Genomic DNA, 15,595 nt, shown 5'->3' on the forward strand with positions numbered 1-15,595 from the left:
AGGTAATGGTCATGACCGCGCAAAACGACCAGGATCGCGATTTCGTCGGCTATGGACGCAATCCGCCGGATCCGAGATGGCCCGGCGCCGCTCGCGTCGCGCTCAACATCTGCGTCAATTACGAAGAAGGATCGGAGGCTTCGTTTGCCGATGGCGACGGCGTCACTGAGACGGCGCTGACGGAGGGCGGCGGGGGAGGCTTTGACGGGCGCGATCTCGCTGCGGAATCGATGTTCGAGTATGGTAGCCGCGTCGGTTTCTGGCGGCTGATCCGGTTGCTCTCCGAGCGCGGCATGACGGCCACCGTCATGGGGTGCGCCCTTGCGCTGGAGCGCAATCCGGAAGCGGCAGCGGCCATCCGCGAGCATGGATACGATGTGTGCGCCCATGGCTGGCGCTGGGAGCGGCATCAACATCTTGGCGAGGATGAGGAGCGCGAGCGGATCCGCAGGACAGTGGCAAGTCTGGCCCGGACGATCGGCGAGCGACCACTCGGTTGGTATTGCCGCTACGGCGCGGGAGTGAACACCCGCCGGCTGGTGGCCGAGGAGGGGGGCTTCCTCTACGATTCCGACGCCTACAATGACGAGTTGCCGTACTGGACCACGGTCGTCGGCAAGCCGCACCTGGTCGTCCCCTATGGTCTAGTCAACAACGACGCCAAGTTCATCCGTGGCGCGATGGCGACCGCCGACGATTTCTTCGTCTATCTGAAGGATGCCTTTGACATGCTCTATGCTGAAGGCGCGACCGCGCCGAAGATGATGTCGGTCGGCCTCCACACCCGGATCGTCGGCCATCCGGGCCGGGCCGCGGGCCTCGCGCGCTTTCTTGACCACGTCGCCACGCGTGACGCGGTGTGGGTGTGCCGACGCGCCGACATTGCCCGGCATTGGATTACCACCCATCCCGCACAACCCCGAAAGACTTGATCCATGGAAGGACCCGACCGATGACACTCCGATCGAAGTTTCTTGCAATCGCGCTGATCATGGCCGGGGTCCAGGTCGCGGGCTGGATCGAGGCTCATGCCCAGGAGGCAGATCACCCCTCCGACAAGCCGCTGGTTGTCGCGTCCGATTTCGGTGTCGCACCATGGATGGTGCGAGGCACGAACGGTCCTGAAGGCTTCGGCGTGGATCTGATCAACGAGATCGGCAAGGAACTCGGCCGTCCGAAGGTCGAGATCGTGGATATCAACTTCTCTGGACTCTTTGCGGCATTGTTTGCCAAGAGGGTCGAATTCCTGGTCAACCCGCTGAATCTGACAGCCGAACGCTCCGAGCGGATGCTCTATACGGAGCCGCTATTCACCACCGGAAACGGGTTTCTGGTTCGCACCGCCGACGAGATGAAGAGCTTTGACGATCTCAAGGGCAAGGCGGTGGCAGTGAACCGCGGCACCATCTCGGACACCTGGGCAACCGCGAATGCAGAGAAGTACGGATTCGAGGTGCAGCGCTATGACACCTTTCCGGACAGCGTGCAGGCCGTGCTGACTCGGCGCGCATTCACTGCGCTGAACGAAATCCCCACTACCGTGTATGCCGCCAGTCAGAACAAGACGATCAAGGTTGGCTACAAGGACTTCAATGGGCGCAACTTCGCTTATGCGTTCCGGCTGGAGGACGCCGAGTATCGTAACAAGGTCGAGAACGTGATCGAATGCATGAAACTCGACGGGCGGCTGCGCAAGCTGCACGAGAAGTGGTACGGGGCCGCTCCGGATGCCGGCTCGGCGATCGAGACAGTGTATTTCGGCTACGGGCCTCCCGGCTTCAAGGGCTTCGAACCCGCTGCCCACATTCCGGCCTGCAAGAAATAGAGGGCACCACAGCTGGATCGCAAGAGCGGTCCGGCGGCCACACGGTGACAGCCGATGGACCGTATTCTCGAGTACTATTTCAATCCGAAGGTCATCGCGCTCGCGTTTCCGAACGTACTGGCGGGCTTTCGCGTGACGGTTGCCGTCGCGCTGCTGATTATTCTGTTCGGCATCGCGACGGGGCTGCTGCTGGCGTTGCTGCGTTGTGCCAACCTGCGGCCGTTGAATGCGTTGATCGTTGTTTACGTGGACGTACTGCGGACGCTGCCGCAACTCGTCATCATCGTGTTTATCTATTTCGGCCTGCCTTATGTGGGGCTCACCCTCTCGCCGTTCGTGACCACGGTGCTGTCGCTGGCGATGGTGCTGTCGGCGTTCAGCAGTGAGATATTCTGGTCGGCCATCATGGCGGTGCCCCGCGGACAGTGGGATGCCGCGAGCGCACTCGGGTTTGGGCGGGTGCGCACGTTGCTGCAGATCATCCTGCCTCAGGCCTTCCGGCTGTCGGTGCCGCTTCTGACCAACCGGGCGATCTCGATCAGCAAGGGCACTGCGCTGGGCACCGCCGTGTCGTTGCCGGAGACGCTGGGGCAGGCGCAGAGCGTGACTGCGATGGTCGCAAATCCCTCGCCACTGACGCTCGCCGCGGCCTTCTACGTGCTGTTTTTTCTGCCGCTCGTGGTCGCCAGCCGCTGGATCGAGTGGCGATCAGCGCAGGGACGATGAGGGAAGACCATGCAGGCGCTGCTGGACAATTTTGCCGACATCGACGCGCTGATGCGGGTCTATCCGCTGCTGCTGCAGGGCGTGCTTTACACCGTCACCCTGGCGTTGGTGGCTCTGCCGCTCGGCCTCCTGCTGGGCCTCTCCATCGCCGTGGCCTATAGTTTCCATCATCGCTGGCTGAACGTTGCCCTGCTGGTCTATATTGATGTCTTCCGGGCGTTTCCGGTGGTCGTGCTGCTGATTCTGGTGTTCTACGGCCTGCCGTTCCTCGGGTTGACCCTGGGCGGTTTTGCTGCCGCCGTTCTTGCGATCGTGCTCAACAACTCCGGCTACTATGGCGAGATTTTTCGCGCGGGCATCGAGTCCGTGCCTCGCGGCCAGTACGAGGCGGCGCGCGCGCTGGGCTTCAGGCCTTTGCATGTCGTGCTCTACATCGTCCTGCCGCAGGCCGTACGCAATGTGCTGGCCCCGCTGGCCAGCAATTCACTGGAGCTGGTCAAGACCACCTCGATCGGTGCGCTGGTCGCTTTGCCCGAGTTGCTGCGCTCGGCGCGTGTCGCTCAGGAGCAGACCTATAATCCGACGCCGCTGATGGCGGCTGCGGTGATCTTCTTCGTCTTGCTGTATCCGATTGCGCGTTGGGTCGCGCGTCTGGAGCGGCAGGCCCTGGCGGCACGGTAGTCATGGCCACGCTGATCACGGGTGGTGCCGGATTCATCGGACTTGCGCTGGCAGAGCATTTGCTCGCGGCAGGCCAGCGCGTCGTACTGTTCGACTTACCGGCGGCTCCGACGGAGCTGATGGCGCGCCGCGAGCTTGCGGGCGCGGTCTATGTCAGCGGCGATGTTACTGACGAGGCCGATCTCGACGCTGCGCTCGCGACCGCGCCCATCGACTGCGTGATTCACGCGGCCGCCGTGACGCCGAATGAGCAGCGTGAACGCACGGATGCTCGCCGGGTTGTCGATGTCAATGTCGGCGGTACCGTCAACCTGATGGAGCGCGCGATCGCGCGTGGCGGAATCCGGCGTATCGTTGTGGTGAGTTCTGTTGCCGTCTACGGTTTTTCTGCTCCGACCGTGTCCGGCTGTTTTGAGGAGGCGATCAGCCATCCGGCGCCCTCCGCACTCTACGGTATCAGCAAGCTTGCGGCGGAACAGGCGGCGATCAGGATCGCGCATCTCCACGGCTGCGACACACGAATCGTCCGACTCGGTCCGGTCTATGGTCCTTGGGAATTGCCAACCCCAGTGCGAGATGCGCTCAGCCCGCACCACCAGGTCCTGCAGGCACTACAGTCTGGTCACGAGGCGGTGCTACCGCGTGCGATGCGCGCCGACTGGATCTACTCGCGTGATGCCGCCGCCGGTATCGCTGCAGTCGCCATGGGTATGGCCCTCGGCCATGCGGTCTATCACGTCGGTGGCGGCTGCATGTCAGACCTGCAGGACTGGTGCCGCGCGCTCTCAAGCCGCTTTCCGGATTTCCGTTGGCGCTGCGCCGAGCCGGGCGAGACTGCAGGCATCCGCTACAACCTTCCCGTTGACCGCGCGCCGCTGAGCGTTGCGCGTCTCCTGCGCGACACCGGGTTCAACCCTGCCTATCCCGTGGACACGGCGGCAGCGGATTATCTGTCCTGGATGGGTCTCGACGGCCCTGCATCGGGAGGCGCGTCATGACGGGCCGGTTATTCGGCAAGTCCATCGTGATCACCGGCGCCTCGTCTGGAATCGGGCGCGCCATCGCATGCCGGTTTGCAGCCGAAGGCGCGCGGCTGGTTCTCGCCGATGTCACCACCGATGTTCGCGAGGGGGGCGTGCCGACCATCGATCGGCTGCGGGCGGACGGCTACGAGGTAGAGTTCATTCGAACTGATGTGTCCTGCGAAACCGATGCGGAGCAGGCGATTGCGTTCGCCGTGGAGAAGTTTGGCCGGCTCGACGGTCTCATTAACAATGCGGCCATCGGCATCGGCAAGCCGTTACTCGAGATCAGCCTTGCGGAGTGGAGCCGGGCATTTGCTGTCAATCTCACTGGCGTCTTTCTGATGAGCAAGGCAGCGGTTGCGACGATGCTGAGGCAGGAGGTGCGCAACGGCGCACGCGGACGTATCGTCAATATCTCGTCCCAGCACGGCATGATCGCCTGTCCAGAGGATATCGCTTATGGCACTTCGAAGGCCGGCGTAGTCTACATCACCCGGCAAATCGCCGCCGATTATGCGCGGGAGCACGTCATCTGCAATGCGGTGGCACCCGGCAAGATCGTGACGGGCAAGCCGGGGCGCGCCGCAGAAACGCGCTGGATGGACTATTCACGCAGCCGCACGCCGATGCCGCGGCTGGGCGTGCCCGACGACGTCGCTGCGGCCGCGCTTTTTCTGGCCTCCGAGGATGCAACCTTCATCACCGGTGAGAACCTTCTCGTCGATGGCGGCTGGATGGCCGCGTGAGCCCTGGAGATCTCGATGATGAGCAAGCCTGATTTGACAGTTGCCGCCATAGCCGCGCCAATCATCGAGATGACTGGTGTGAGCAAGTGGTACGGTAGTAGTCAGGTGCTGAAGGGTATCAACTTCCGTGTCGCGCGCGGCGAGCGCGTCGTGGTCTGCGGTCCGTCTGGGTCCGGAAAATCGACCATGATTCGTTGCATCAATCGGCTCGAAGAGCACCGCGATGGCAAAATCATCGTCAACGGCGTTGAGCTAGATCACACCACGAAAAATGTGGACGTGGTGCGCCGCGATGTCGGAATGGTGTTCCAGCAGTTCAACCTGTTTCCGCATCTCACCGTGCTGCAGAATTTGATGATCGCGCCAGTCAAGATCCGCAAGGTGCCAAAGCCGGAAGCCGAAGCGACGGCACGGCAGTATCTGGCGCGGGTCCGGATCGCCGAGCAAGCGGACAAGTACCCAAGCCAGCTCTCGGGCGGGCAGCAGCAACGCGTTGCGATTGCGCGGGCGCTCTGCATGAAGCCGAAGGTCATGCTGTTCGACGAGCCAACGTCGGCTCTGGATCCAGAGATGGTCCAGGAGGTGCTCGACGTGATGGTCTCACTCGCGCGCGAAGGGATGACGATGGTGTGTGTTACCCACGAGATGGGCTTTGCGCGAAGCGTTGCGGATAGGGTGGTGTTCATGGACGCTGGCGCGATTATTGAAGAGGGCCTGCCTCATCAGTTTTTTTCGGACCCTAGGCACGAGCGCACCCGTGCGTTCCTGAAGCAAATCATGCACTAGGGTTGAGTCCACAGTCGAAGGGACCGACGCGGAAAATGGTTGGGTTCGCTGCCAGAGCGGAGTAGTAGGCTAACCATGCGTTGGTTCTTAAATCCATCCTTCCGTCCTGCATAGCGGTAATGATTGAAGAACTAAATCTCGAAGATTGGGCCTGGCAACTTTCGACCGAAGTGTACCGTCTCAATCTGTATAGCCATCTTACGGGACAAGCAGAGCTAAATCGTTTATCGGTCACCGAAGAAGAGTTGGCTGGCGCAATCCGCGACAGTTTCACTCAAGTGAACGAGGCCGCCTACCGCGAAATCGTCAAGTTGGCGACGGAGGCGGCGCTCGAGACCTACGATCGGGTCGTATCGTCCACCATCAAACGGTTGCGCGTCCGGCTACGCGGCTGAACTTACCTCTTTGCGCGCTCGGAAAATCCCGGGCTCAACTCGATAGCGCACGTTACGATTGCTGCGTGTCGCGGCCGGTTTACGGCTCGGACTGCGGCGGCTTCACTTGATTTTGTTCGACGAGACTTCGTTTTCATAGTTTTGATAGGAACCGCCAGCAGATCCTTTATCCAGTCCATTGGTCGAGAACGGTTGGCGGTCGTCAGACGAACCAACTGAGCAAGATTGCTGGTCGTGCATTCGCGCGCCAAAGGCGGCATCCATGCGCTGCGGGGAAGCCGGCCGGCTGCCTCGAAAGCACAGACATCCAGCTGCCGGGTCGGCGTCAAGCGTACGAGTTAACCATCAACTTCGATCCAACTTTAATAGGACAACAGGACTCTTGTTAATATGAGCCGAGCAAATCAACGTTGCAGATGTTGCCGTTTTCCGGACGTCGGCGGGACCGGGAAGCTGACTCATGGAGCGCGATCGCAGTCGCTGCGGTCGTTCAACCGGGCCGCGCGGCTGTCATTTGATGGAATTCGTGGGTCGCATCCTTGCGTGGTGCGCGACATAAACGGCCTGGGGGCCCCGTGTCTCCACGCCGTACTACATATTTGCGAATGAGTTTGTGCTGTCGTTCGAAGGCCATTCCGGAATCTTCATCTGCCGCGTCGTGTGGAGAAAGGCGACGCTTTGCGGCGTTTCCTTTCCACTGCGTCGTCGCTCGCCGAAATTGGCGAACGATTCTGGTGACCCCGCAAAAGTGGTGCGACTTGTTCGCCAGATCGTGTGCCGTTAGGACGGGCCTGGCTTGGAAGTGTCGGCGCCCCTCCTTGCGTGCTGACGAGCCTTCGATTGGACCGGCCCCTTCCGCTGTTGGCACTACGGCGAGGAAAGAAGACTTCCGGAAACAAGCAGACGCTCGGTAACCTCTTCTCTGTGGATTGCGCGCGCAAACTTATAGATTTGCAGCTTTCAGTCGTGCGCACCCAAATCGAAAGTGCTTCTCTGTATTGGGGAGAGAGGCCGATCGATGACCCAGTTCAATTCTGTTTTGGTCGCGGTTGCTCTGGCGCTTACTGCCTACTTTGGCGTAGCCGCTTGGAAAGCCACTGCAGATGATCGCCGCGATCAGACTTTTATTCATAGGATGGAACTACCTGCGGCGCTAACGCAACAGTAGCCGAGTAACGTGCATCGGCCATCATTTGTGAGCAGTCAGGGTATCTCAGCCCGGCTAGGATCGCAGCGATGGCTAGACGGAAACCGATCTTACCTATCGATGTTTTGCTGATAGTTGCGATCAACGTTGTCGTCGCGGTTGTGGTCTATTACTTGATCGTACTTTGGGGATTTATGGAGGGCTGAGGCAACAATCGGACAGCCGGGTGGGCCTGCCAACCTCAACGAGACTGGCTCGCGTGTAGCGCCTTCGCCTCGTCCCAAGGCGCGCGCATCCAGACATCGCAAGCCTCGACAGCGCGGTGAGAAAGTATTGAGGGTGCCGTTTGTGTTCAAACTGAGTTCGTCCGTACCTTGGCATCCCGCAAGCGCCGAACGTAGTAGCCTTGTCTCTCAACGGCCAATCTAATCTCGTCGCTGACCCTAGAAACTCTTTTTTTGCTCTTCCGCCATTTGATCGATGGATCAAGTGCCGGGATCGGAGAGCCTTTGCTTAAGACGAGAAAATCACGTTTACGATTGAAATAGATTTCAAACATCTTTACCCCCGACCACCAACTCAATGTCTCGGATGCTGCACGGCCGATTGATGTGCAGCGCGGTAAAAATTGCCGTCGAAATTCAAATCCAGAAACGATTTGACGCAAGCCCGCTCCGCTGTGAATAGCGGGGATGATGCTGCGCAATTATTTCTCCAGCAAGATTTTATGCTTGTATGTTGTTCGCATGCCACGCTCACACACCAGTTCTCTTCTTGATGCATACGAACTCGCGATTGACGAGGTCGTCGCCGCTTGTGATGGTGACGTGCGCGGCGCGCTTAGGGCATTGATGCTTGTCAATGAGCAGCTAGAGCAACGATTGGAGCGGATGAGCGCTCAATTGGATGATCAGTCAGAGAACCATCAGCCCCGCGGCTCGCTCCACTGACACAATCTTTCTGGGTCGGCGCGCGTATGCCTTTATAGCATATCACGACGACCACTTCCGGCGTCCGTGTTGCGCTCGATAGGCGTCGGATGGTCAGATGCACGTTGGACCCCGTTCGCTTTCAAGCACGCGGGTATTAAAGCCCTCTATATCGCCTAGGCTTGCCAGGTTGCAAAACGGCGACAAGAAGTAATGGTTCCTCCGCGCGTGTTCTCAGTTGTGTTCGAAAAAAATGGAACGCGGCTGGTGTCGCGAAATTCGTCAATACCCTTCGACTTTCGCATCGACTCCAGCTGGAGTGCGACGACCAGCTTAGTCATGTTGTACCGTAGCGTTGTCGGGCGGGACGCGGTCGAATTGACGGTGGAGGGCTGCTATTCAGCGTAAGGGTGAAGAATGCTGATTGAGGGGGTCCAAAACTTCTCATGACCACCGGCCGCCGAATGGGCTCGCCGCGCCCGCCAATATCGTCCGTTAGCGAAAACGATGTCGACTGGATCGCAAGCGGAATCACGCATCTGGCGGATCACCGCCTCGAGGCCCCGGCTACTTTCCGGCCCCGGTAGTCAAGCCGCTGACGATGTAGCGCTCAAGGAAAATGCCGACCAAGACGAGTGGTGCGATCGCCGCCGTCGACAGAGCCGCCATCGACCACCAATTGATGCCTTGCGAGCCAGTCTGACTCGCCACCATAACGGGGAGTGTTTTCGCGTCGGTGCTCGTCAACAGCGCCGCGAAGAAATATTCGTTCCAGCATAGCACCAGCGAGAGAACGAATGCGGCCATCATTCCGGGAGCCGCGAGCGGCAGAATGATCCGTAGGAAAGCGCCCCAGATCGACAGACCGTCCACGAAGGCAGCTTCGTCGAGCTCGATCGGAATCGCATTGAATTGATCGCGCATGATCCAGATGACGAGTGGCAGCACGGTCAGCGTGTAGAGCAAGACGAGGCCAAGTCGCGTGTCGAGTAGGGCCAATGCCTTGTAGAGGACGAGGAACGGCAACGCAAGCACGACCGGCGGCAGGATCAACTGGGACATGAAGAAGAACAGGATGTCATCGTTGCGCATCCAGGCGAACTTGTAGCGGAAGCGGCTCAAGCCGTAGGCCGCCAGAGACCCGAGGATCAGTGCCAGCAAGGATGCACCGACGGACGTGATGATGCTGTTGACGAAGCGATTGACGAATTCGGAGCGGGCCGTCGAGGTCCCGAACAGTGTATCTGGCGACAGGCCGAGCGAGCGCCACCCCTTCCAGTCCGGCTGAAAATCGACCCAGGGAACCAGGTGGGCTTGCGTCACATCGACTGCCGATTTGAACGACGTCGTAACGGTCCAGTAGATCGGGAACAGGCAGATGAACGTCCAGAACACGAGTGCAGCGTAGATCAGCATGCGGCCTAACATCCGCTTGGCGCGGGGGGGCGCCGGATACCTCCGGATGAGCTTCGATGCCTGGGTCGATCGCGCCAAGTTGAGCAGCTCCGTTTGGAAGTGACTTTCCGCGCCCTAGACGACTTTCTGCGTCCAGCGCTTCGACAGGCGCATCAGGACGGTCAGGATCACGATGATCATCAGCAGGTAAACCATAGCGAGCGCCGTGCCGTATCCGACATTCGATCGGTCGCGGTAGACGCGGTAAATGAAGCTCGACACCGTGTCGGTTGCTCCGCCCGGGCCTCCCGCGGTGACGTTGATCACGATATCGGCGAGCTTGAGCTTGAAAATGATGCGGATGATGAGGACGGTGATGCTAACCGGCAGCATGATCGGAAAGGTGACGTGCCAGAACGACTGCCAGCCGTTCGCACCGTCGACCTTGGCCGCCTCCTGTACCTCCTTCGGCATGGCCTGGAGGCCTGCGAGAAGGATAATCATGATGAAGGGGATCGACACCCATGCATCCATCGCCTGGATGCTGAAGCGCGCCATCCACGGCGAGGCGAAGAACGCTGGATTGTCCCATCCGAGATAGCGCGCCAGCGTCGCCATAGGTCCGAAGCGATACTCCAAAAGCGACTTGCCGATCATCCAGCTGACCGCGACAGGGCTGAGCATCATCGGCAGCAGGAAGACCACGCGGAAGAATTTTCGCGCGCGGATCTCAGCGCTAAGAAGCAGCGCCAGCCCGAACGCGATTGCGTATTCGCCGAGCACCGCGACCGTGTAAAAGACCATGTTACCGAGCGCATTCCAGTAATAGGTGTCGTTCAGCATGCCCCTGACGTTGTCGAAGCCGCTGAAGCGCGGGCCTTCGATCGAGCTCAGATTCCAGTCGAGCGAGGCGATATAGATCCCGAAGATCGTCGGGAAGATCACGACGGCGACGGTGAAGAACACCGCCGGCAGCAGGAACAGCGCGCGCTGGCCACGCTCGCCACGAGTCAGAACTTGTCCGACGCCAAATGCAACGGCCCAGACGAGATAGGCGATGAGGATCGGCCGCCAATCGGAAAATCCGGCAGTCATCGTGCCGGTCGTGTGCAAGACCTGAATGAAGAGAACAAGCAGGAAGCCGAGCGACGCCAGCAGTATAAGCGCGCGGCCGGCGACCTCCCTGCTGCCGGATACGCGCTTCGTCGCTGGCCGGTGGTGCAGGTCGTCGCTAACGGGTACGGAATTCTGCATCGAGATGAGCCGCATTCTGAGTCGGTTATTGTCGCCGGGCAAGTTTTCGGCTGGCGCCGGAGGCGCCAGCCGATGGCTTCGTGCAGGTGCTCGCTACACGCCGAGAGAGGCCTTGTAGAGCCCGATCTGCCGCTCGCGGCCGATCTGGTCGGTCAGTTTTTCCCAAGCGGCCGCGATGTTGTTGGCGCCCGTCTGCGCGTCAACTTTGCCGGCGAAGATTTTGGTGAGCTCGTCTTCCGCGATGCTGTAGTACTGAAAAATGCCGGGAATGCGCGGCTCCACGGCGCGGTTCGGATGATTGTAGGAGGCGAGCTGCGAGTTCAAGTAGGAGGTGATGTATTTGCGGTCGTAGCCCGCCGCCACCCATTCGTCGTACTGGAAATGGCTGGTGCGGTGGGCCTGGAAGCCCGAAGGATACATCACCATCCAGAGCGACAGGTCCTTGCCGCCAAGGTGTGCGGCAGCGCTCCACGCCGCCTTGTGCTTCTTCTCGTCTCCATTGACTCGCGCCATGACGTAAACGCCCCAGCCGAGATAGGCGCAATTTGGCGCATGGTTCGGGCCGCTTGCGAGCTTGTCCCATTGCCCGGTCTTGGAGTTGTAGACATCGTCCGAGCCCGGCAGGATGTCGAAGCCGACAACGTCTCCGACCACAGAGGTGTCGCTCGCCTTCGCCACCTGGCCGATGTCGCCCCACCAGGGGATCATCGAGCCGATGCCAGCCAGGAATTGTTGGAAGCCGGTCGTGTTCGGATCGGCGTTGAGCTGGTCAGCAGGCTCGAACGGCAGTGCGTCGATGACGTCCTGGATCGCGCGGACCCAGGCCGGATTGTTGATGCGCGGCTTCATCGTGTCGATGTCGAACAGCCAGGCCTTGTCGTCGGGATGCTTGGCATAGGCCGAGGCGCGGCTGCCGAGGAAATAGAAGCCGAACCCGCCCCAAGGCTTTGGCGCGTCGAGATAACCGAACGCGTTCTGGTTCTTGATCTTCTTGCCCTTGAGGAACTTCGTCACCGCCTGCACCTGCTGCCAGGTCTTTGGCACTCCCCATTCGGTCGAGTTGCCCGCGTCTTTCCAGGCCTTGGCGAGGGCTGCGTCGGAGAAGACGTCGGTCCGGTAGTTGAAGTTGTGGCAGTCGCCATCGATCGTGACGCGATAAGTCTTGCCGTTCCAGGTTCCGACCGGCGGCTTCAGGTAATCAACGTAGTCGTCGACATCGATCTGCTTCTTGACCCAGTCGGGCATCTCCGACGCCAGTCCCTTGCCGCAGACGTCGCCTTCGAAGGGCGCGCCCATCTCCAGGATGTCGAAGTCGACAGTGCTGGTCGCGATCGCCTGCTGCAAGCGCGGGTTGTAGTCCGCCTGCGCGAGATCGATCCAGGAGATTTTTGCACCCGTATATGCCTCCCATGGCTTGAGGAAGCCGCGGAAGAGGAGATTGTGCAGGTTCTGATTGTTGAGCCCCATGAAGGAGAGTTCGACGCCCTTGAACTCGCCTTCCTTGATGCTCGCCTTGGTCGGGCCGAGGCAGAGCTCGCCGACTTTCTGCCAGTCGGCGTCCGTCGGCGCGCCCTTGCCGATGCCCGGGATTTGGGTGATCTGCGCGCGCAGATTGGCTTGCGCAAGCGCAAGCTCCGAGAACGTGCCGAGCGCGCCACTCGTGCCCAACGCTGCGGCGCTAGCCGCACCTTTCAGCACAGTACGCCGGTTCGGCTGAATTACGGAATGCCGATCATGATCCTGCTGTTTCACCGCGGTACCCTCCCTTTTGACTTTCTTGACGCGAAGTCTGAATCGCCGGAGCACATCGAGGCAGTTGCGCCCGCGGAGTTCGGTGTCGTCGTGATGGGGGCATAGAGGCCGCGTCAAGTATGCAACGGCTCACTCGAAAGTCAACGAAAGCAAGCGAGTCTGAAGCTCTGTACGATGTCGACGTGAACGACGATGACAGCCGTCGATGATGCCGCGCCGCAAGATGGATGATCAGCCGAGACGACGTGCAGCGTCGAAGGCGTTCGCGGCGAGCGCGAATGGGTTGGTTCCGGACGGCACCGGCGTCATATTATGCCGGACGCATGTGCACCGCCAGAACTCGATCAGGCGTCGGGCGGAATGACGCCCTTCTTGAAGATGAAGCAGCCGTAGAAGCGCCTTTCGCCGGTCTGGATCACACAATAGGATTTCTTGGCGAGTTCATAAAAGGCAAATCGCTCGACCGACCCCATAGGAAACGAGCGTCCTTCCGCTGCATCGATCGCGGCCTGCACTTCGCGCTGCACTTCAGGTATTTCGCCGGGCTGGCCGACGATCTCCATGCGAGACGCCGGCTTGTCGACAAAACTGTCGAGGGGCAGCACCGACAGGATCGCGCGCGCGGCGCGTCCGGCGCTGGCATTGTCGATGCGCAACAGGCGGCCCAGGACGGTCTGGCGGGCGACGGAGTCGGCGGGGAAATTGGTGTCGCAGAGGACGAGATCGTCGCCGTGCCCCATTGACCGCAGGGCATAGAGTACGTCTGCATTGAGAAGAGGGTCGATCGATTTCAGCATGTATCCTCCTTTAGCGCGATCACGACTTCTTCGATTGATTTGGACTATCCGACGTCGCGGCACCGTCGTCTATACCGACGTTGGCAAATGCCCAGCTCGGAGCGTCGTCAGCGATCGGCGGTCAATTGCCGCCGGTGCGCTGGCATGCATTGTCATGGCAGTCAGGTCCTGGCCTTCCGCCAATATTGGTAGACCCGGTCCTAAAAAAACGACGTGGTCCGGGTACAGCGAGCCGCTTGTCCGCAATCGCACAGCTGATGCGGCCGGTGGCGATGCTGTGGCAGAGAGGATTGGCCGGCAGGCGATAGTCCGTGCCTGAGCATATGCTGCGAAGTGCTTGATCATCCACCGCCGAGGGGCGGCGAGGGGCTAGCGAGAGGCGCTCTTCAACCTCATGGACCTGAGCTTCCGCCTCGTCGCAGTCTGCTGCGCCAACCACGAGACCGTGATTGCTGAGGATCAAGACATCGATCGGGTTCAGCGCGATGATCGCTGTCGTTGGCATGTTCTCGACGTCGATATTGTCCTCGATGCCGAATGGCACGCCAAGGAGCGGCAGGGCTTCACCTTCCTCCGTTCGCCGCACAAGGGCATCAGCCTCGGCCAGCGCTTCTTCCAATTGACCGGGAATCTACAGATCGAAGTGAGGCTAGGATTTTCGACGATATAGCTCCCGCACGCGTGCTGCGCGTTCGCGGAGCAGGGCATCGTTGGTGCGGTCGGGCGAAAACGTCGTGCGGATCGTCGGTTTGACGCAGGCCTCTTGCTCGGGCACGCCGGCCGCGATCATTCCCAGCCGCGCGGCACCGAAGGCTGCGCCGAGTTCGGCGCCTTGCGGTAGGTCGAGCGTGAGGCCCGTGGCATCTGCAAGGAGCTGGGCCCAGTAGAGACTGCGCGATCCACCGCCGACCATCATGCAGGAGGTCGGTGCGGCGCCGGCTTCGACGAGCACATCCAGGCAATCGCGCAGGGCAAAGGCGACGCCTTCGATGACGGCATAGACCATTGCCTCGGGACCGTGATCGACCGTTAATCCGCCGAACGCCGCAGTCGCATGAGGATCGTTGTGCGGGGTCCGTTCCCCGGTTAGATAGGGCAGAAACACCGGTGCGTGCGCTCGTCGTCTTGAATCGGAGGCGAAGCGCTCGACGCGCGCAAGAAGTCCCTTGGTATCGCCACCGGCGCCGGTGATCGCGGCGATCCATGACAACGCTGATGCCGCGGAGAGCGCAACGACCATTCCGTGCCAGCGATCAGGCAGTGCGTGGCAAAAGGCATGCAACGTCCGCTCCGGCAATGCGGCCGGACGGTCGGTAACTGCGAAGATGACACCCGACGTCCCGAGCGACAGGAAGCCGTCGCCGGCACGAGCCGCGCCGACGCCGACGGCTGAGCAGGCGTTGTCGCCGCCGCCTCCCGCGATCAGAACATTGCAACCGGCAAGTCCCCAGTCGGCCGCGACCTGAGGCGAGAGACAGGCGGAGACCGCCGAGCCCTCGACGAGGTATGGCATCTGTGCTTCTTTCAGGCCGCAGGCGGCAAGCAGCGTCGCATCCCAACGGCGCTGGGCGACGTTGAGCCAGAGAGTGCCGGCGCTGTCCGACATTTCGGAGGCATATTCGCCGGAGAGACGAAAGCGTACGTAATCCTTCGGCAGGAGGATCTTCGCCGTTTTCGCAAAGATGTCGGGTTCGTGCTTCGCTACCCAAAGCAGCTTCGGGGCCGTGAAGCCCGGCATCGTGGTGTTCAGGGAACGCGTCGTGAAGTCCGCAACCGACTCCAGCAGTTCACTGCATTCGAGCCCGGCTCGACCGTCGTTCCACAAGATGCAGGGGCGCAGGGCCTTGCCGGTCGCGTCGAGCAGTGTCGCGCCATGCTGCTGGCCTGACAGGCCGATGGAGGTAAGCGCGCTCCACTCGCGCGGTGCAGCGGTTCGCACGGTGCCGACGGCGGTCTGTGCGGCGCTCCACCAACTCTCCGGATCCTGCTCGGACCACAGCGGCTGAGGTCGGCTCACGTCGAGCGGTGCAGAGCCCTCGGCGATGAAGTTCTGCCGGGAGTCGATCAGGACCGCCTTGACCGAGGAGGTGCCGATGTCGATACCGAGATGGCTGGTCACGTCAGCATCCTGTGCTTG

The 15,595-nt window shown here is 60.8% G+C and carries 17 protein-coding genes; 10 read left to right on the forward strand and 7 right to left on the reverse strand.

Translation table 11 applies throughout. The features are described from left to right. Positions 1–5 precede the first annotated feature (5 nt). From AAFG16_RS13530 to AAFG16_RS13570, 9 genes are all read left to right on the forward strand, one after another. On the forward strand, positions 6–932 hold the full coding sequence (locus AAFG16_RS13530) for an allantoinase PuuE (RefSeq protein WP_342739421.1): 927 nt from the start codon (positions 6–8) through the stop codon (positions 930–932). Positions 933–952: 20 nt separating this feature from the next. Next, complete coding sequence (locus AAFG16_RS13535; RefSeq protein ID WP_342739422.1) at positions 953–1,825, forward strand: transporter substrate-binding domain-containing protein; 873 nt, start codon at positions 953–955, stop codon at positions 1,823–1,825. Positions 1,826–1,879: 54 nt separating this feature from the next. Beyond that, on the forward strand, positions 1,880–2,551 hold the full coding sequence (locus AAFG16_RS13540; RefSeq protein WP_342739423.1) for an amino acid ABC transporter permease: 672 nt from the start codon (positions 1,880–1,882) through the stop codon (positions 2,549–2,551). A gap of 9 nt (positions 2,552–2,560) precedes the next feature. Then, the gene (locus AAFG16_RS13545; RefSeq protein ID WP_342739424.1) at positions 2,561–3,232 is read left to right on the forward strand and encodes an amino acid ABC transporter permease; all 672 of its coding nucleotides are present in this window, start codon (positions 2,561–2,563) and stop codon (positions 3,230–3,232) included. 2 nt (positions 3,233–3,234) lie between these two features. Continuing rightward, positions 3,235–4,230, forward strand: coding sequence for an NAD(P)-dependent oxidoreductase (locus tag AAFG16_RS13550; RefSeq protein WP_342739425.1), 996 nt, complete (start codon positions 3,235–3,237; stop codon positions 4,228–4,230). After that, on the forward strand, positions 4,227–5,003 hold the full coding sequence (locus tag AAFG16_RS13555; RefSeq protein WP_342739426.1) for an SDR family oxidoreductase: 777 nt from the start codon (positions 4,227–4,229) through the stop codon (positions 5,001–5,003). The genes AAFG16_RS13550 and AAFG16_RS13555 overlap by 4 nt, the downstream gene beginning before the upstream one ends. 15 nt (positions 5,004–5,018) lie before the next feature. Then, positions 5,019–5,789, forward strand: coding sequence for an amino acid ABC transporter ATP-binding protein (locus AAFG16_RS13560; protein WP_283084891.1), 771 nt, complete (start codon positions 5,019–5,021; stop codon positions 5,787–5,789). A gap of 119 nt (positions 5,790–5,908) precedes the next feature. Then, positions 5,909–6,184, forward strand: coding sequence for a hypothetical protein (locus AAFG16_RS13565; protein WP_283084892.1), 276 nt, complete (start codon positions 5,909–5,911; stop codon positions 6,182–6,184). Between the two features lie 1,018 nt (positions 6,185–7,202). Beyond that, positions 7,203–7,352: a hypothetical protein gene (locus AAFG16_RS13570; RefSeq protein WP_235546898.1), complete on the forward strand. Its 150-nt coding sequence runs from the start codon at positions 7,203–7,205 to the stop codon at positions 7,350–7,352. 331 nt (positions 7,353–7,683) lie between these two features. Here AAFG16_RS13570 and AAFG16_RS13575 read toward each other — a convergent pair whose 3' ends face one another. Next, entirely contained in the window at positions 7,684–8,037 is a 354-nt protein-coding gene (locus tag AAFG16_RS13575; RefSeq protein WP_342739427.1) for a hypothetical protein, read from the reverse strand. 40 nt (positions 8,038–8,077) lie between these two features. On the opposite strand from AAFG16_RS13575, the gene AAFG16_RS13580 reads away from it, so the two are divergent. Then, a complete protein-coding gene (locus tag AAFG16_RS13580) occupies positions 8,078–8,281 on the forward strand; it encodes a hypothetical protein (protein WP_283086862.1) in 204 nt (67 codons plus the stop codon). 546 nt (positions 8,282–8,827) lie between these two features. Here the strand turns inward: AAFG16_RS13580 and AAFG16_RS13585 are convergent. The 6 genes from AAFG16_RS13585 to xylB form a co-directional block, all read right to left on the reverse strand. Continuing rightward, entirely contained in the window at positions 8,828–9,688 is an 861-nt protein-coding gene (locus AAFG16_RS13585) for a carbohydrate ABC transporter permease (protein ID WP_283086863.1), read from the reverse strand. Positions 9,689–9,790: 102 nt separating this feature from the next. Further along, complete coding sequence (locus AAFG16_RS13590; RefSeq protein WP_342739428.1) at positions 9,791–10,909, reverse strand: sugar ABC transporter permease; 1,119 nt, start codon at positions 10,907–10,909, stop codon at positions 9,791–9,793. Positions 10,910–11,002: 93 nt separating this feature from the next. Beyond that, entirely contained in the window at positions 11,003–12,661 is a 1,659-nt protein-coding gene (locus tag AAFG16_RS13595; protein WP_283084894.1) for a sugar ABC transporter substrate-binding protein, read from the reverse strand. A gap of 344 nt (positions 12,662–13,005) precedes the next feature. Continuing rightward, positions 13,006–13,458 carry an RbsD/FucU family protein gene (locus AAFG16_RS13600; protein WP_283084895.1) on the reverse strand — a complete coding sequence of 151 codons (453 nt, stop codon included), beginning with the start codon at positions 13,456–13,458 and terminating at the stop codon, positions 13,006–13,008. 121 nt (positions 13,459–13,579) lie between these two features. Then, a complete protein-coding gene (locus AAFG16_RS13605) occupies positions 13,580–14,077 on the reverse strand; it encodes an amidase family protein (RefSeq protein ID WP_342739429.1) in 498 nt (165 codons plus the stop codon). Between the two features lie 30 nt (positions 14,078–14,107). Beyond that, on the reverse strand, positions 14,108–15,577 hold the full coding sequence (xylB, locus tag AAFG16_RS13610; protein ID WP_342739430.1) for a xylulokinase: 1,470 nt from the start codon (positions 15,575–15,577) through the stop codon (positions 14,108–14,110). Positions 15,578–15,595 lie beyond the last annotated feature (18 nt).

The sequence above is a fragment of the Bradyrhizobium sp. B117 genome (genome assembly GCF_038969555.1).
Taxonomy (GTDB): domain Bacteria; phylum Pseudomonadota; class Alphaproteobacteria; order Rhizobiales; family Xanthobacteraceae; genus Bradyrhizobium.